The 16,642-nt window shown below is 47.0% G+C and carries 15 protein-coding genes and 1 tRNA gene; 10 read left to right on the forward strand and 6 right to left on the reverse strand.

The features are described from left to right. The first annotated feature begins 131 nt into the window (after nt 1-131). From JO943_RS07015 to JO943_RS07025, 3 genes are all read left to right on the forward strand, one after another. Complete coding sequence (locus JO943_RS07015; protein WP_202740384.1) at nt 132-1,493, forward strand: MFS transporter; 1,362 nt, start codon at nt 132-134, stop codon at nt 1,491-1,493. Between the two features lie 51 nt (nt 1,494-1,544). After that, nucleotides 1,545-2,117: a single-stranded DNA-binding protein gene (gene ssb / locus JO943_RS07020; RefSeq protein WP_005227828.1), complete on the forward strand. Its 573-nt coding sequence runs from the start codon at nt 1,545-1,547 to the stop codon at nt 2,115-2,117. Nucleotides 2,118-2,544: 427 nt separating this feature from the next. Then, nucleotides 2,545-3,978 carry an amino acid permease gene (locus JO943_RS07025; RefSeq protein WP_202740385.1) on the forward strand — a complete coding sequence of 478 codons (1,434 nt, stop codon included), beginning with the start codon at nt 2,545-2,547 and terminating at the stop codon, nt 3,976-3,978. Between the two features lie 69 nt (nt 3,979-4,047). Here the strand turns inward: JO943_RS07025 and JO943_RS07030 are convergent, their stop codons facing one another. Continuing rightward, the gene (locus JO943_RS07030; RefSeq protein ID WP_032868489.1) at nt 4,048-5,547 is read right to left on the reverse strand and encodes a PLP-dependent aminotransferase family protein; all 1,500 of its coding nucleotides are present in this window, start codon (nt 5,545-5,547) and stop codon (nt 4,048-4,050) included. Nucleotides 5,548-5,700: 153 nt separating this feature from the next. On the opposite strand from JO943_RS07030, the gene gabT reads away from it, so the two are divergent. Next, a complete protein-coding gene (gene gabT / locus JO943_RS07035) occupies nt 5,701-6,993 on the forward strand; it encodes a 4-aminobutyrate--2-oxoglutarate transaminase (RefSeq protein WP_202740386.1) in 1,293 nt (430 codons plus the stop codon). Continuing rightward, complete coding sequence (locus JO943_RS07040; RefSeq protein WP_202740387.1) at nt 6,990-8,438, forward strand: NAD-dependent succinate-semialdehyde dehydrogenase; 1,449 nt, start codon at nt 6,990-6,992, stop codon at nt 8,436-8,438. The genes gabT and JO943_RS07040 overlap by 4 nt, the downstream gene beginning before the upstream one ends. A gap of 108 nt (nt 8,439-8,546) precedes the next feature. Here JO943_RS07040 and JO943_RS07045 read toward each other — a convergent pair whose 3' ends face one another. Further along, nucleotides 8,547-9,224 (reverse strand): hydrolase, encoded by a 678-nt coding sequence (locus tag JO943_RS07045; RefSeq protein WP_199949097.1) that lies wholly within the window; start codon nt 9,222-9,224, stop codon nt 8,547-8,549. A 136-nt stretch (nt 9,225-9,360) separates the two neighbouring features. Between JO943_RS07045 and JO943_RS07050 the strand changes: the two genes are divergently transcribed. Beyond that, complete coding sequence (locus JO943_RS07050) at nt 9,361-10,281, forward strand: LysR substrate-binding domain-containing protein (RefSeq protein WP_005227817.1); 921 nt, start codon at nt 9,361-9,363, stop codon at nt 10,279-10,281. Between the two features lie 8 nt (nt 10,282-10,289). Here the strand turns inward: JO943_RS07050 and JO943_RS07055 are convergent, their stop codons facing one another. Both JO943_RS07055 and ycaC read right to left on the reverse strand, forming a co-directional pair. Beyond that, complete coding sequence (locus JO943_RS07055) at nt 10,290-11,216, reverse strand: LysR substrate-binding domain-containing protein (RefSeq protein ID WP_005227815.1); 927 nt, start codon at nt 11,214-11,216, stop codon at nt 10,290-10,292. Between the two features lie 69 nt (nt 11,217-11,285). Continuing rightward, nucleotides 11,286-11,912, reverse strand: coding sequence for an isochorismate family cysteine hydrolase YcaC (gene ycaC / locus JO943_RS07060; RefSeq protein ID WP_004657244.1), 627 nt, complete (start codon nt 11,910-11,912; stop codon nt 11,286-11,288). A 286-nt stretch (nt 11,913-12,198) separates the two neighbouring features. On the opposite strand from ycaC, the gene JO943_RS07065 reads away from it, so the two are divergent. The 4 genes from JO943_RS07065 (at nt 12,199) to JO943_RS07080 (ending at nt 16,054) form a co-directional block, all read left to right on the forward strand. Continuing rightward, nucleotides 12,199-13,065 carry a pirin family protein gene (locus JO943_RS07065; RefSeq protein WP_005282529.1) on the forward strand — a complete coding sequence of 289 codons (867 nt, stop codon included), beginning with the start codon at nt 12,199-12,201 and terminating at the stop codon, nt 13,063-13,065. A 431-nt stretch (nt 13,066-13,496) separates the two neighbouring features. Next, nucleotides 13,497-14,795: an FAD-dependent oxidoreductase gene (locus JO943_RS07070; RefSeq protein ID WP_005282532.1), complete on the forward strand. Its 1,299-nt coding sequence runs from the start codon at nt 13,497-13,499 to the stop codon at nt 14,793-14,795. Nucleotide 14,796: 1 nt separating this feature from the next. After that, nucleotides 14,797-15,624, forward strand: coding sequence for an SAM-dependent methyltransferase (locus JO943_RS07075; RefSeq protein ID WP_202740388.1), 828 nt, complete (start codon nt 14,797-14,799; stop codon nt 15,622-15,624). Nucleotides 15,625-15,631: 7 nt separating this feature from the next. Further along, the gene (locus tag JO943_RS07080; protein ID WP_005227807.1) at nt 15,632-16,054 is read left to right on the forward strand and encodes a GFA family protein; all 423 of its coding nucleotides are present in this window, start codon (nt 15,632-15,634) and stop codon (nt 16,052-16,054) included. 9 nt (nt 16,055-16,063) lie between these two features. Here the strand turns inward: JO943_RS07080 and JO943_RS07085 are convergent. Continuing rightward, nucleotides 16,064-16,139, reverse strand: a tRNA-Thr gene (locus JO943_RS07085). Between the two features lie 100 nt (nt 16,140-16,239). Next, a complete protein-coding gene (locus tag JO943_RS07090; protein ID WP_202740389.1) occupies nt 16,240-16,566 on the reverse strand; it encodes a gamma-glutamylcyclotransferase family protein in 327 nt (108 codons plus the stop codon). Between the last annotated feature and the right edge of the window lie 76 nt (nt 16,567-16,642).

The following is a 16,642-nucleotide window of genomic DNA, read 5'->3' on the forward strand; positions in this document are numbered from 1 at the left end:
TTAAATAAAGGAGCGATATTCGCTCCTTTATTTTTCCCTGAAGAAAGATTGTGATTTTCATGATCTAACTTACAACCTTTGCAGGCGAATGGCTTATAATTCGCTGAGCCCGTTATAGTGTCTTATCAACAATGAATGCTTTAGAACGCCGTTCAACCTTTGCCTTAAGTAGCATTTTTGCCTTACGCATGTTGGGCTTGTTCATGATTATTCCTGTCTTTTCAGTGGCAGGACAATCCTATCAATACGCCACGCCAGCCCTTATCGGTCTTGCAGTCGGGGTATATGGCTTAACCCAGGCAATTTTACAGATTCCATTTAGTTTGCTGGCAGACCGTTTTAGCCGTAAACCGCTGGTGGTGCTTGGACTGTTGCTGTTTGCAATCGGTGGGGCAATTGCGGGTTTGTCGGACAGCATTTATGGCGTGATTATCGGTCGTGCCATTGCCGGTGCCGGTGCCGTTTCAGCGGTGGTGATGGCATTACTGGCAGATGTGACCCGAGAAGAACAACGCACCAAAGCCATGGCTGCGATGGGTATGAGTATTGGCCTGTCTTTTGTGGTGGCATTTAGTTTGGGGCCGTGGCTGACCAGTCTGGTCGGTATTTCGGGGCTATTCTTTGTGACCACGATTATGGGGCTGGCGGCCATTTTAATGTTGCTGTTGGTGCCTAAAGTGACCCGTCATCATCGAAACTACCAGCAGGGCTATCTGAATCAGCTTAAACAAGTCATCCAGATGGGTGAATTGAACCGCTTGCACGTCTCGGTGTTTGCGTTGCATCTGTTGCTGACCGCCATGTTTATCTATGTGCCTTCACAGTTGATTGAATACGCACAAATTCCATTGGCGAAGCACGGATTCGTCTATTTGCCGCTCTTAGTGATCAGTCTGTTCTTTGCGTTTCCAAGCATTATCATTGCGGAAAAATATCGCAAGATGCGCGGCATTTTTCTCACTGCCATTGCAGGGATTATTGGCGGCCTGTTGATCCTGATTTTTGGCTATGAATCAAAATACGTGTTACTGGCCGGCTTAGGCCTGTTCTTTATTGCATTTAACGTGATGGAAGCCTTATTGCCTTCATGGCTGTCCAAGGCTGCGCCGATCCAGTCGAAGGCGACTGCGATGGGGGTCAATGCCAGCAGCCAGTTCCTCGGCGCTTTCTTTGGCGGTACCTTGGGCGGGCAACTTTTGATGATGCAGAATACTGCGCTCGGGTGGAGTGTGCTGACCGGGATTGCTATAATATGGCTGCTGATTAGTTTTGGATTGGCACAGCCAAGATATCTGTCCTCAATTGTATTGCCTTTACCTCAGACGGTACAAACAGACGAATGGACTTCAAAACTTTTGGCAATTCGTGGTATTGAAGAAGTCGTGGTGATGCCTGAGCAACAAGTTGCTTATATTAAAGTCGATAAACAGTGCATTGATGATGCTGGACGACAAGATTTAACGCACTTGATTGGCAAAGAGGTAGCCATTTGAGCATAACTCTTATAAAGTGAAACATATAAATATATAGGATGAAGACAGCTAATGCGTGGTGTGAATAAAGTTATTTTAGTAGGTACTTTAGGACGAGATCCAGAAACAAAAACCTTCCCGAATGGCGGGTCGCTTACTCAGTTCTCGATTGCAACGAGTGAGTCGTGGATGGACAAGAGTACAGGTGAACGTAAAGAGCAAACGGAATGGCATCGTATTGTATTGCATAACCGTTTAGGTGAAATTGCTCAGCAATATCTGCGTAAAGGCTCAAAAGTCTATATCGAAGGTTCATTACGTACCCGTCAATGGACCGACCAGAATGGTCAGGAACGTTATAGCACTGAAATCCGTGGTGACCAGATGCAAATGCTGGATACGCGTCAGCAAGGCGAGCAAAGCGGTGGCGATTTCAATCAACCACGCTTTAATAACAATAATAATCAAGGTGGTGGCTACCAGAACACAGGTTATAACAATAACAACCAGAATGGCGGCTTTAACGGCGGTAACCAAGGTAATTATGCGGGCAGCCCTCAAGCAGGTAATGGTTTTAATACGCCAAAAGCAGCACCGCAACCTGCTGCAGCACCTGCGGATCTAGACGACGACTTACCGTTCTAAGCTCAAAGCAGATGTTCAAAAGCGAGGATAACTTCGGTTATACCTCGCTTTTTTATTGCCTCATTCCCGGCATCACTTATCCGTAAAATCCTCTTGTTAGCTCATATCTTGAAAAGAATCCAATGCCTTATTGCTAAAAACCAAAACAAGAATGCCCTTAAAAACACACTTTAAAAAAAGTCCCGGTTGTGAGGATAAATTCTGCAATTGGCCCTCGGTTTTATTCTCAAAATGGCTCTCGTTTCTTGGCGGTCGAAGCGACACATTAAATCTATTGGACGTATGCATACGGAAGCGTCGGTTTAGTCATAGAAAGATCCAGGCATGGATGATGAACAAAACGACTAAATTTTTTGAGGGTATTTTCTATTTCAGAATGCACTGTTCTGAGACCGGAAGATGCGCCTGAAGTGAAGGAAGAACAATAATGACAGCACACCTTGATCGTTCCGAAGCCAAACAAGCCCAAGGCTTACAAAGTGGATTAAAGTCGCGCCATCTCACCATGATCTCGATTGCCGGAGTGATTGGCGGTGCATTATTTGTCGGTTCTGGTAACGTCATTTACGCCGCAGGTCCCGCGGTTATCCTGGCTTATGCCTTAGGCGGATTACTGGTGCTGTTCATCATGCGCATGCTCGGTGAAATGGCAGTGATGAATCCGGATAGCGGTTCATTTTCGACCTATGCCGATCGTGCCATTGGACGTTGGGCCGGGTTCTCAATTGGCTGGCTGTACTGGTGTTTCTGGACCCTGTTGATGGGCTGGGAGGCCTATGTCGCCGGTAAGATTCTGCATAGCTGGTTTCCGTTTATGCCGATCTGGGGCTATATGCTACTGGTGATTGTGTCCTTGGTCTGGGTCAATCTAAAAGATGTCAAAAGCTATGGTGAATTTGAGTTCTGGTTTGCCCTGATCAAAGTGGTGGCGATTATTATCTTTTTGGTGATTGGCAGTTTAGCCATTTTTCATCTGTGGCCGTGGGGTGATCTGGCTCAAGCAGGTTCAACGGGATTATTCCAACAAGAATTTATGCCGAATGGGATTGCACCGGTTATTACTGCGTTATTGGGTGTAATGTTTGCCTATGTCGGTGCTGAAATTGTCACGGTAGCGGCTGCGGAATCCAAAAGCCCGGAAAAAGAGATCCGCAAAGCATCCAATTCGGTGGTCTGGCGGATTTTATTGTTCTATGTCGGCTCCATGTTGATCACGGTCTGTTTGATTCCGCATGACAATCCTTTATTAAAAGATCCGACCTGGGGCACGTATAGCGTTACCTTGACGGCACTGGGCATTCCTGAAGCACGGCATATTGTCAATTTTGTAGTACTCACCTCGGTATGTAGCTGCTTTAACTCGGCACTATACACCTGTTCGCGCATGCTATTTTCATTGTCCAAGCGTGGCGATGCACCTAAATGTCTGGCGCTGACCAACCGTCAGGGCAGTCCATGGATCGGAGTGGTATTTTCCAGTTTATTTGCCGTTGTTGCCGTGTATTTAACCGCAACTGAAAGCATGAATGTTTATGATGTGCTGATGATGGCCACAGGCACGGTGGCTTTATATGTGTATCTGGCGATTGCCTGTTCCCAGTTACGGATGCGTAAAAAGTACCAGCGTGAAGGCAAACAGATCGATTTTAAAATGTGGCTGTTCCCGTGGATTACCTATGCCGTGATTTTTATCATTATTGGATCACTGCTGGTGATGTTGATCGAAGGGACTTATTTTAAAGAGGTGATCTACACGTCCTTACTGGCTTTGTCGATTGTAATGATTGGTATGCTGGTGCAGAAATTGAATAAGGCTAAAGTCAGCAACAATACCTTGATCCAGAAAAAACAATCAATCTAAACATGCATGAATCATCGTTTAAATCCAGAGAGAATCCCGGGACCGGGATTCTCTATTTTTCATTTGTGCTTAAGGCAGGGTCGCAACCCCTGCTTCACGTAGACATTGCAATAACACACCAAAGGCCATGACCATATCTTTTTCATTGACACAGGCAAAGCCCATTAGCAGTCCACGCTGTGCATGGGCATGGGAGTGCATATAATATTGTGACAGTGCGCGTACCTTGACGCCACGTTCCAGTGCGGTGGCGGCAACCGCGACATCGTCACATTGTGCCGGAAGCTTGAGTACCAGATGTAAGCCGGCTGCCTCATCATATTCATGCACAAATTCCGGTCCCAAATAACGGTTAATCAGGCTCACCAGATAGTCACGGCGTTTGCCATACAGTAAACGCATGCGGCGGATATGCGCTTCATAATGGCCTTCACGAATAAATTCAGCCAAGGCTTTCTGCTCGAGCAGATGTCCACCCCGGTATAATTCCGCTGCCACAATCCGTAAAGGGGAAAATAGTGGCTTAGGCACCACCACATAACCAATCCGTAATGAAGGGTAAATGGTTTTACTAAAGGTGCCCATATAAATCACCGGCGCATCATTTTCCAGACCTTGCAGGGAAGGATAAGGCTGGCCAGAGAAGCGGAATTCACTGTCATAGTCATCCTCCACAATCCAGCTGTGATGTTGACGGGCGATCTGGATCAGTTGTTTTCTTCGGTCCAGGCTTAAATGTGAACCGAGTGGATATTGATGTGAAGGCGTCACAAAAATCAGTTTAGGCGGTTCGGCTGGCTGCTGTTCCGGAATAATCCCTTCGGCATCCACCGGCATGGCCTGAATATCCAGCCCGTTGATCCTTAAGGTATTGCGCATGCCCCAATAGGCCGGGTCTTCAATCCAGACACGGTCACCAATATCACTGAGCGCCCGTGAAACCAGATCAATGGCCTGATGGATGCCTTCGGTAATAATGATCTGGTCTGCATCGCACTGCACGGAACGGGCAACACGGAGATAGTCGGCCAAGGCGCTGCGCAGTTCAATACAGCCACCGGCGCTGCTATAAATCAGCCGGTTAATATCGGGTTCACGGCTGAGACGGGCCTGGATACGGCTGAAAATATGATGCGGAAACTCGGTGACATCAGGGGCACCCGGGACAAAGGCTCCCCACTGGTGTGGAGAAGCCGCAGCATAGCCCAATAAGCTTGAGCCACGTTGTGACAGCACCACCGAGGTTTCTTGCTGGGCAACAGGTGCTTGTTTTTTATTGATCTTGGTATTTAAAAAGGCTTCAGGAAGCTGTTCTGCCACCCAGGTGCCATGTCCGGTACGTGCCTCCAGATAGCCTTCTGCCTGAAGTTGTTCATAGGCTGAAAGCACCGTATTACGGGACACATGAATTTCACTGGCTAAGTCACGTGAAGCAGGCAAGCGGGTTTTCGGCTGGATGACGCCTTCGATAATGGCCCCGCGTAAACAGCGAAATAGGCGTTGATGTAGTTTTCCTTCCATGTCCTGTTGGAGACGTTGTAATAAATGGTCTCCAAGTAAACTACGCAATTGGCTCTCTCCTTCAATTTAAAAGTGGCTCTCGTCACTGGCCTTCATACGCGCGAAATTACAGCTATAGACAGTCCTGGTAAAACATCCTGAAAAAAACGAGCTGGATGTCGGGCAACACTGTAACTGACGATGAAAATATGAGGGAATTAAATGAACAATCAACATTCTGCACTTAACGCACGTAAACAGCAAGCCACACCACGTGGTGTGGGCGTGATGTGTCAGTGGTATGCGGCAAAAGCCGAAAATGCCACCATTTGGGACAAGGACGACAATGCCTTTATCGATTTTGCCGGCGGGATTGCAGTGTTGAATACCGGTCATCGTCATCCCAAGGTGATGGCTGCGGTGACTGAGCAACTCAGCAAGTTTACCCACACGGCTTATCAGGTTACGCCTTACGAAAGTTATGTGGCTTTGGCAGAACGGATTAATGAACGCGCGCCGATTGCAGGGGCCGCCAAGTCGGCTTTCTTTACCACCGGTGCTGAGGCAGTTGAGAATGCCGTGAAAATTGCACGTTCATATACCGGCCGTCATGGCATTATCACCTTTGGTAATGGTTTCCACGGTCGTTCATTCATGACCATGGCCATGACCGGTAAAACAGCGCCGTACAAACGTGATTTTGGGGTGATGCCAGCAGGGGTGTTCCATGCCCGTTATCCTGTGCCAGCCAAAGGCATCAGCGTCGATGCAGCTATTGCCAGTGTTGAAGATATTTTTAGTGAAGACATTGCCCCGCATGACGTGGCAGCGATTGTACTGGAGCCAGTGCAAGGTGAAGGCGGTTTCAATGTGGTACCTGCCGAGTTCTTAAAGCGTTTACGTGCCTTATGTGACAAGCATGGTATTTTACTGGTGGCCGATGAAGTCCAAACCGGTTTTGCACGTACAGGTAAACTGTTTGCCATGAACCATTACGAGACCAAAGCCGATCTGATCACCATGGCAAAAAGCCTGGGTGGCGGTTTCCCGATTTCAGGTGTAGTGGGGCGTGCCGGCGTGATGGACGCGCCAAACCCGGGTGGTCTGGGCGGAACCTATGCTGGTAACCCGATTGCGGTTGCGGCAGCCCATGCGGTGATTGATGCGATTGAGCAAGAGCAACTGTGTGAGCGTGCCAATGAACTGGGGGCCGAGCTGGTCGCTGTACTTAAACAGATCCAGCAGGCATCCGGTGAGGTGGTGACCGATATTCGTGCACTCGGATCGATGGTGGCGGTTGAACTGGAAACGGCTGAGCAAGCAAAAGCTGTACAAAATTATGCAATGGAAAACGGTTTGTTACTCCTGACTTGCGGTAAATACGGTAACGTTATTCGTTTCTTATATCCATTAACCATTCCTGCTGCACAATTCCGTCAAGGTCTGGAGATCTTGAAACAAGGTTTTGTCGCATTGAATCCACAGCGCATAACAGCAATGGAGCAACCTGCATGATTCAAAACAATTTGCAGTATCTGTTAAAACATCCCAATATTGCATTTAATCAGCCTGCATCCAGTGATTATATTGAAGTCAACGATGCAGCAACTGGCGATACATTGGCTTGGGTCAAAAGCTATGACCGAGCGGCCGTTGATGCGGCGATCCAGCGTTCTGCCCAGGCGCAGGCAGCTTGGAAAAAGCAAACCGCACTGGCACGTGCCGATGTATTGCTGAGCTGGTACAACCTGATGCTCGAGCATAAGGAAAATCTGGCACAGATTCTTACTGCCGAACAGGGCAAACCGCTGGCGGAAGCCCGTGGTGAAATTGCCTATGCCGCTTCTTTTATTCGCTGGTTTGCAGAGCAGGCACGCCGTATTGATGGTGAAGTGCTAACCTCAACCCAGCCGAACCAGCGTTTGCTGGTGATTAAACAGGCCATTGGGGTAACGGCGGCCATCACGCCGTGGAATTTCCCTGCGGCAATGATCACCCGTAAGGCAGCACCTGCAATTGCGGCGGGTTGTAGCATGCTGGTCAAACCCGCAGAGCAAACCCCATTAACCGCTTATGCCCTCGAAGTATTGGCCTTACAGGCTGGCTTTCCTGCCGATATTTTAATCAATATCAGTGGTGATGCGATTGAAGTCGGCAAGACTTTATGCGAAAGCGACATTGTGCGAAAGCTCAGTTTTACCGGTTCAACCCAGGTCGGTCGTATTTTGATGCAGCAATGCGCACCAACCATTAAAAAGCTTTCGCTGGAATTGGGGGGGAATGCACCGGTACTGGTATTTGACGATGCCAATCTTGAGCAGGCCGTGCAGGGCATTATGGCCAGCAAATACCGCAATAGCGGTCAGACCTGCGTGTGTGCCAACCGTATCTATGTACAAGATGGCATTTACGATGCTTTGGCAGATCGTCTGGTGGAAGCGGTGTCTAAGTTGAAAGTGGGCGATGGCCGTCAAGAAGGCTCAACCCAGGGACCGTTGATTGATGAAGATGCGATTACCAAAGTTCAGTCGCATATTACCGATGCAACTGGCAAAGGTGCGACGCTACGCATTGGTGGACAACGTTCGGCTTTGGGTGGAACATTCTTTGAACCGACCGTGTTGACGGGCGTTACCCAAGACATGAAGGTCTCGAAAGAAGAAACCTTTGGGCCACTGGCTGCTTTATTCCGTTTTAAAACCGAAGACGAAGCGGTGGCAATGGCGAACGATACCGAGTTCGGTCTGGCGGCGTATTTATTTACCCAGAGTACAGCCCGTCAATGGCGAGTCAGTGAAGCACTGGAATATGGCATGGTCGGCATCAACACCGGTGCGATTTCCAATGAGGTTGCACCTTTTGGTGGTGTGAAACAGTCGGGCTTAGGCCGCGAAGGTTCAAAATTCGGTATCGAGGAATATACCGAAATGAAGTATCTGTGTGTGGATTTATCTGAATAAGACCTAAAAACGTTTTATGTCTTAGTTTAGCAATGTTCTACATAGCACAAGTTTGATAAAAAGCCAGTCATGCCCATTCATGACTGGCTTTTTTCACTCTGGCTAGGCTTAGCGGGCCGAGTCCAGTATTTCATTATTCTGAACCACAGCCTGAGCTTTGCTGTAGCTTTCGATCAGTAACTGGTAGGCCGGGAAAATCTGGGTATAGACCTGTGCCCATTCCAGTGCGTCATCACGGTTCCAGGTACGCTGGATTTCAGAGGCCACCGCTGCGGTATCCATTGGCACCACACCTGCCTGCACCACACGGGCCAAGGTAATTTCTTCTGCCATTTTGCTATAGGTGCCCGAAGCATCAATCACAGCAAATACTTTATAACCTTCGGCAACTGCACTAATCGCAGGGAAAGCCATACACACACTGGTAATGGTTCCCGCAATAATTAAGGTATTGCGACCGGTTGCTTTGACTGCATTGACAAAGTCCTGATTGTGCCAGGCGTTGATTTCACCTTTACGGGCGATATATTGCGCATGCGGTGCATTGGCATGAATCTCGGGAATCAGCGGCCCATTCGGACCTTGCGGCACCGACGCTGTCGTGATCACCGGAATCTTGGCCAGGCTGGCGATCTTGGCCAAAGCTGCGGCACGTTGGCGTAACTCGGGCATGGGCATATCACCGACCGTCTGGAATAAGCCGCTTTGGTGGTCGATCAATAGCATTACGGCATCATTGACATCAATCACAGGTGCCTGACCATTGAAATTTGCTGGTGTTGTCATTGTTGTATCCTCATCTTGTCTTAGGGGGTATAATTAATAATATAGACAGGACGATGACTGAAAAATATCTATAATAGGATATATTGTCATGTCAAAAGAACAATGCTGCTGAATACTGACAGGCTGAGCAAATAAGATGAAAGATTTAAATGACTTATATTTCTTTGTCAAAGTCATCGATTGTGGTGGCTTTTCTGCCGCCAGTCAGGAACTGATGGTCACCAAGTCCTTATTGAGTCGCCGCATCGCCGATCTGGAAGAACGTCTCGGGGTCAAGCTGATCAACCGGACCACCCGACAGGTCTCGATTACCGAAGTGGGTAAAATCTATTATCAGCATTGCAAGGCCATGTTGATTGAAGCTGAGGCAGCCGAGGAGGCCATCGAGTTTTTAACCGCTGCACCACGCGGCCTGATCAAACTGTCTTGCCCGACCAATTTATTGCATATCAATATCAGCCAGATGCTGAATGAGTTTTTGCAGCTATATCCCAAGATCAGCCTGCATGTGGAAGCCACCAACCGCCGGGTTGACTTAATCAATGAACGTTTTGATCTGGCGCTACGGATTCGAACTTTGCCTTTGCCAGACAGTGATTTAATTGTGCGGGAACTGGCGCTGGCACGGCAGTTTATTGTCGCGAGTCCAGACCTGTTACATCAGTTTTATTCAATCAGTGAACCGCAGCAATTGACCCAGTTTCCGGTGCTGATGATGGAGTCTTTTGCACCTGAATATCATTGGCAATTATTTTCGCAGGATCAACAGGAACTGAAAGTTCAGTGCCATCCACGACTGACCACTACTGATTTAACAGCATTAAGAGAAGCTACTTTACAAGGACTGGGTATCGCTAAATTACCGGAACTGATGGTGGCTGAAGATATCAAACAGGGGCGCCTGATTCATGTTTTGCCTGAATGGCAACCCAAGCCTGAGCTGATCCATCTGGTGTATACCTCCAGACGCGGCTTGCTGCCCTCGATGAAATTATTGATCGATTTTCTGGTCAAAAAGTTTGATGAACTGAAACAGCACAACTCGGTGTTGTATTAATCAGAGTCCTATAACGAATAGCCGCTGTCAGTTTTTGCCAATTCACGCAGGCCCTGCATCAGGGTCTCGATCAGTTTTTCCACCACCAGACGTTGGCCTTTACGTGAGGCATACACCAGTTGCACCGTACCGCGATTGGATTTCCATTCGGGCAGTAAATGAATCAGTTTGCCTTTTTCAATATCGGCTTGCACGGTCAGGTAAGGTAAGTCTGCTATACCGAGCCCATCACGCACCGCATAATACACGCCTGCCAGATCATTACTTTTGACCCGTGGCTGATACGGCACATCCACCGTTTCATCCCGCTCTACATGACATAAGTGCCAGTAATATTGATGTTTTTGTATACCTAGGGCCACGCTCGGATAGTGCTGCAAGTCTGAATAATGCTGGATGGTCTGACCTTGCAGTAATTCGGGAGCCGCTACCAGACAATGTTCGGTGCGGATCACGTCACGGACAATCAGGCTGGAATCCTGATTCGGTTCAAAACTGGTACGGATCGCGATATCAATATCATCATGCAGCACATCGACACGACGGCTGGTCAGTTCCAGAGAGATGTCAACTTTGGGATAGTTTTTTAAGAACTGATTCAGTAATTTACGAATCTGGAAATGCATCATCAACGGTGGGCAACTGATCTTGACCGTACCTTGCGGTTCATTTTTCTGTTTTAGCAAGACATTTTCGGCACATTCCACTTGGGCAATGACCTTACAGCATTCTTCATAGAATTCCTGGCCCAAATCGGTGACTTTAAAATGCCGGGTGGTGCGCTGGATCAGGCTGACATTAAACTTCTGTTCCAGTTCAATGATGCGACGGCTCAGCTTGGATTTACTGATATTTTCAGCTTCGCTGGCCGCACTAAATCCGCCGTGTTTCACCACCAGATAGAAATAATGAAAGTCATCAAATGAGTTGATCAAGGCAAAGCAGATCCGGTAAATACGACAAGATCAGGATAGCATTAACTGTCCTGATCTTAATAGGGCGGTTTATTTTTCTGCGGTGTTGGTGAAATAGCTGGTCATCAAATTGCGGTAATCCGGAATGTGATTCGAGAATAAAGCCCCCAGACCTTCGATGTCATTGCGCCAGTCACGGTGCAGTTCACAGGCCATGCCAAACCAGGTCATCAGCTGTGCGCCGGCTTGTGACATACGGTCCCACGCGGCATCGCGAGTGAGCGCATTAAAGGTACCTGACGCATCGGTAATCACAAACACTTCAAAGTCTTCTGCCAAGGCAGACAGCGCAGGGAATGCCACACAGACTTCCGTCACCACACCGGCAATAATCAATTGTTTTTTACCGGTGGCTTTCACCGCCTTGACGAAGTCTTCATTGTCCCAGGCATTGATCTGACCTGGACGGGCAATATAAGGCGCATCCGGGAACAGTTCTTTCAGTTCAGGCACCAGTGGGCCATTCGGGCCATTTTCAAAGCTGGTGGTTAAAATCGTCGGTAAGTTGAAATATTTTGCCGCATCTGCCAAGGCCAGCACATTGTTTTTAAATTTGTCTGGATCAATATCACGAACCAGTGAAAGTAGGCCAGCCTGGTGATCGACCAAAAGAACCGCTGCGTTGTCTTTGTCTAGGCGAATATAGTCTTTAGCCATTGTTGTATCCTCATGTTGTTGTAAAGAAGAAGACGGATAAGAAGATGAATGTCCGTACTGCTTGAAATTATGCTAGTTAAATTTTTAAGTCAGATGAAGCACAAAAAATGAGACAAACAATATCAAAAATAGGATGATTGATTATATTTAGCTTTCAATAAGCTTTTTAATTTTAAATTGTCCTATAGATAGAATAATGTGTTGCCATTCTGAGGCTATAAGCCCCTCTGTTGCAGGCGTAAAATAACATCCAACAGCAGAACTTCTACTCTATAGGAGAAACCAGATGAAGAAAATTCTTGGTGTGTATCAGAACAAACACATGCACTGGGTCGGTGATGGTTTCCCGGTGTATAACCTGTTTTCGTATGACCGTTTAGGCCAGAGCCTGAGTCCATTTTTGTTGCTGGACTACGCTGCGCCTTATCGTTTTGATCCAACCACAGCGCAACATGGAGTCGGTTCACACCCGCATCGTGGCTTTGAAACGGTCACCATTGCTTACCAAGGTGAAGTGACTCATAAAGACTCCAGTGGTGGTGGTGGGACCATTAAAGCGGGTGATGTGCAATGGATGACGGCTGGTGGCGGGATTCTGCATCAGGAATTTCATTCGCCTGAATTTGCCCACGAGGGCGGCTTGTTTGAAATGGTGCAACTGTGGGTCAATTTGCCTGCACATTCAAAAATGACGCCAGCAAAATATCAGGCCATTGAAGCCGACCAGATTCAGCATATTGCACTGGATGATGCAGGCAGTGAAATGCGCATTATTGCAGGTCAATATCAGGACGTTGATGGCGCCGCGACCACCTTTAGTCCGGTCAATGTCTGGGATGGCACGATTGTACAGGGTCAGCAACACAGCTTTTATGTGACCGAAGGCCATACCACCTTATTGGTATTGCTGTCTGGGAAAGTGAGCTTGAATGACGACCAAAGCATTGAAGCGCCAAGTCTGGTGGTGCTGAGCCGTGAAGATATCGAGTTTAGCCTCAAGGCCGAACAGGACAGTAAATTCCTGATCCTGACCGGTCAGCCACTCAATGAACCGATTGAAGGTTATGGTCCGTTTGTCATGAACAGCAAAGCGGAAATCGTTGAAGCTGTACGTGATTTCAATAGCGGTAAATTTGGCCATATGGAGGCTTGATTGCACAGTTAAATCCAGCCTATGTAAGAAAGCCCGTCACACTTTGAAGTGTGACGGGCTTTCGCTATAAGGGTCCTCTATTGATTTTTTTAATTTATTGTCACTTATAATTATTCAGCTTATTATGTGACTTTGTTCTCGTTCTTATATCAAAAGAATAGCGCTAAATTTGTGCTTTGCAAAGCCCCTAAAGCTCTGAAAATGAAAAAATAAAGAATGTTCTGTATAGTTTTGTGGCCTAAAAGGTAATTTTTTGAATAGTTTCATTGGCTTAAGTACAGAATCAGAATTGTGATAAAATGTAACAATAAATGAACAATGAAATTCAACAAAACACGGCCTGAAATGCTGAATCTGGTATTTTTTAATACCGTATTTGGCCCGAGTATCAGTCATAATCAAGAAAAATCATCAACTGATGGGACATAATTTTGGATATTGCAATTATTGGCAGTGGAATGGCAGGACTTGCCTCAGCCAGAATCCTACATGATGCAGGACATAAAGTAACGATATTCGAAGCGCTCGCAGGTCGAGGCATGGATAGTCATAGTATTGACTTTGATGGTGGCATTATTGATGCACCTTTGCGTGTCATGAATCCAAAGCTGTGGCAGAACACCCTGAGTCTGGCCAGCTACTTAGGTATTGAAACCTTTCCTGTCCGTACTTTTATGGCGTGCAGCTGGCTGTTTGAAGATAAAACAGAGACCTGGCTCACCACCTCACGCAGCCGCATTGGTAATTTCCCGATTATTAATAACCGTAAAGGCATCCAGCAATATGGCTGGCGTCTGGTCAAGGGTATGTTGCAGTTGAAAACGGCAGTACACCAATTCTTTAAGTCAGACAAGCAGGACATTACCTTAGCCGAATTTATGAATCAATATCATATTGAGGAAGTGTTCTGGCATGGTACGGTGATGCCGGTGCTGTATACCATTTGCACCTGTCATCCCAAGACCATTGGTGAATGGCCAGCCAAACCTTTATTGGAATTTATTCGCCAGTTGACCGAAGGTGAAGCCTTATTGCGGATGAAAGGCGGTACGCCCGCGTTGGTCAGCCGCCTGATTGATGGCATTGAGATCCATAGCGGCTCACCGGTGAAGACAGTGGAAGAGCAGGGCGATAAAGTGCTGGTGGAAAATGACCAGGGCGAGCGTCAGCTGTTTGACCGTGTGGTGATTGCCACGCCAACCCCCGCGATTGAAGGTTTCCTGAAACAGCCGCAGTTTGCTGAAGATATTGCCTTGCTGAAAAAATTCCGTTTTGAAGAAGGTGATCTGGTCATTCATACCGACCCGATTGTGATGCCGCAACGCCGTAAAGACTGGGCGGTACTCAGCTATATGATGGACCGTAAATTTACCCGTCAGCAATTTACCGTGTGGATTAACTCGATTGAACCGACACTGGTCGGTAAAAATGCCGTGTTCCAGACCTGGTGTCCAGTCATTGACATTGATCCGAAGAAAATCATTTCCAAGGTCAAACTGACCCGTGCGGTGGTGGACTCGGAAACGGTCGCGTTGAATAAACAGATCCAGCAGCGTCATTTAGACCAGAATCGTAAAGTGTTTTATTGTGGTTCGTGGTCATGTGATGGTTTGCCAATTTTAGAATCGGCTGTCACTTCAGCCATGCATATTTCTGAAATTTTAGGTGCGCCGTTACCTTTTGTTGGGCTAAAACCAAAAGTGAAGGTTGCACCCGAACTCGGTTATTAATATGCGCTCCTTCAAGCAGGCACTGATTGAAAAAGTCATCGGGCATAAATATGCCATTGATGCCCGGCATCTCGGAGATGACGCAGCGCTTGCCTGGAGCAATTTGGGCTTTTGGCAGGACCAGCATCATAACTATCCGCTGGCTTGCCAAAGTCTGGCCGATCAGATCGCTGTCTCCCTGCAACTCAAATCCACAGATCGTGTTTTGGATCTGGGCTGTGGACAAGGGGCCAGCCTGTTGCACTGGTTACAGCAGTACCAGGTTCAGCAACTCAGCGCAGTTGAACTGCAGCCTGCCTGTGTACAACGAATTCAAAAATACTTACCGCAAGTGCAAATTTATTGTGAAAATTTTTTGAATTTAAAAGCATTGCCACTTTTGAATTCATTTGATGCGGTGCTGTGTATCGATGCGGCTTATCACAGTGATTTGAATTCATTTCTCGATGCCGTGTCCTCGGTTTTAAATTCAAAAGGCCGAATCGCTTTTCATACGCTAATGTGGTCAGAGAACTGGACAAACTGTGGATATCTTCAACAGCAGCAATATCGCTATCTGTTAAAAAGTGCCGATGTGCATTGGCAGCAGCTGCTGGATCAGCAGCAGCTTGAGCAGACCTTGGCGCAGCAGGGTTTTGGCGACATTCAGATTCAGGATTTTTCCGAACCGGTGTTAAAGGGTTTTGCTCAATATATTGAGTCGCGAAAAGCTGAAAAGCATGGCTTTGATTTTGCCCAGTTTAAAATCGAGATGACTGCCAAGTTGTGCCGAAAACTCTATCAGGATGGATTAGTACGTTATATTCAGGTCAGTGCAGTAAAACAGTGAGAATAAGATGCCAAATCAATATAAAGGTTCATGCCTGTGTGGGGCGGTGAGCTATCAGGCCGAGGTTGCGCCACGTTATCGTTTTAATTGTCATTGTCGTGATTGCCAGAAGGCGACGGGTAGTGCCTATGCGCCGATTGCGTTCTTTCATCAATCCGAACTGAAGATCGAAGGCGAACTGAAATATTTTGAATCTCTGGGATTGTCTGGCAAGCCGATCCGCCGTGCCTTTTGTCCAACTTGCGGTTCGCAAATGTTTGGTTTGCCTGAGCTGGTGCCAGAGATGATTTCAATTCGTGCAGGAACGCTGGATGATCCAAATCTGTATCAACCGCAAGCAGAATGTTTTGTGAGCCATGCCAATGAATGGGATCTGTTAAATCCTGATATTTCGCATTTTGAGAAAATGATGGGGAAGAAAAGGGAATAAAGCGAGAAATGGTGCCGGCACACGGATTCGAACTGTGGACCTACTGATTACAAGTCAGTTGCTCTACCAACTGAGCTATGCCGGCAACGTGGCGAGAATTCTACAGAATTTGTTTAAAAAAACAAGCGAAAAAATAAGCAAACGGATGAATTTAATGAGCCTATGGAATTTTCGCCAATTCCATCTTAATGATTCAGCGCATAAACAAAGGAATCAATGATTTCGCCTGTGTTTAAATGGGCTTTGACAGTCACACGTTGATAGCCTGTACCTTCGAATTCGTCCAATTGTTGCCAGTGTTGTTCCAGGTTGTCTGAGAAAAATACAAAGCCAGAGACTTGATTTTCGCTTTGATCTAAAACAATGCCCGGAAAGCCAAGTTCTGCTCCCCAGCCTTGTTGTTTGAGCGTCCCAAATACATGTGCTTCTGCCCATGTACCACCAATGTTTTCCATAATATGGGCATTAGGGCGGTTTGGTCCTAGAGTCCCGTAAACAAATAAACTGAGCATAGTAAAACGCAGAAAAGTAAAACAAATAGAGTAGCAAAAATGGTTAAGAGTAGGTATCTGATTAGCCAATAATTTT

It is taken from the genome of Acinetobacter sp. 'aerobic (ED)' (assembly GCF_904886855.1).
Classification (GTDB): Bacteria; Pseudomonadota; Gammaproteobacteria; order Pseudomonadales; family Moraxellaceae; genus Acinetobacter; species Acinetobacter courvalinii.

Coding starts and splice junctions, on each gene's coding strand:
- JO943_RS07015 (WP_202740384.1), top strand. CDS start 132: ATGAATGCTTTAGAACGCCGTTCAACCTTTGCCTTAAGTAGCATTTTT.
- ssb (WP_005227828.1), top strand. CDS start 1,545: ATGCGTGGTGTGAATAAAGTTATTTTAGTAGGTACTTTAGGACGAGAT.
- JO943_RS07025 (WP_202740385.1), top strand. CDS start 2,545: ATGACAGCACACCTTGATCGTTCCGAAGCCAAACAAGCCCAAGGCTTA.
- gabT (WP_202740386.1), top strand. CDS start 5,701: ATGAACAATCAACATTCTGCACTTAACGCACGTAAACAGCAAGCCACA.
- JO943_RS07040 (WP_202740387.1), top strand. CDS start 6,990: ATGATTCAAAACAATTTGCAGTATCTGTTAAAACATCCCAATATTGCA.
- JO943_RS07045 (WP_199949097.1), bottom strand. CDS start 9,224: ATGACAACACCAGCAAATTTCAATGGTCAGGCACCTGTGATTGATGTC.
- JO943_RS07050 (WP_005227817.1), top strand. CDS start 9,361: ATGAAAGATTTAAATGACTTATATTTCTTTGTCAAAGTCATCGATTGT.
- ycaC (WP_004657244.1), bottom strand. CDS start 11,912: ATGGCTAAAGACTATATTCGCCTAGACAAAGACAACGCAGCGGTTCTT.
- JO943_RS07065 (WP_005282529.1), top strand. CDS start 12,199: ATGAAGAAAATTCTTGGTGTGTATCAGAACAAACACATGCACTGGGTC.
- JO943_RS07075 (WP_202740388.1), top strand. CDS start 14,797: ATGCGCTCCTTCAAGCAGGCACTGATTGAAAAAGTCATCGGGCATAAA.
- JO943_RS07080 (WP_005227807.1), top strand. CDS start 15,632: ATGCCAAATCAATATAAAGGTTCATGCCTGTGTGGGGCGGTGAGCTAT.
- JO943_RS07090 (WP_202740389.1), bottom strand. CDS start 16,566: ATGCTCAGTTTATTTGTTTACGGGACTCTAGGACCAAACCGCCCTAAT.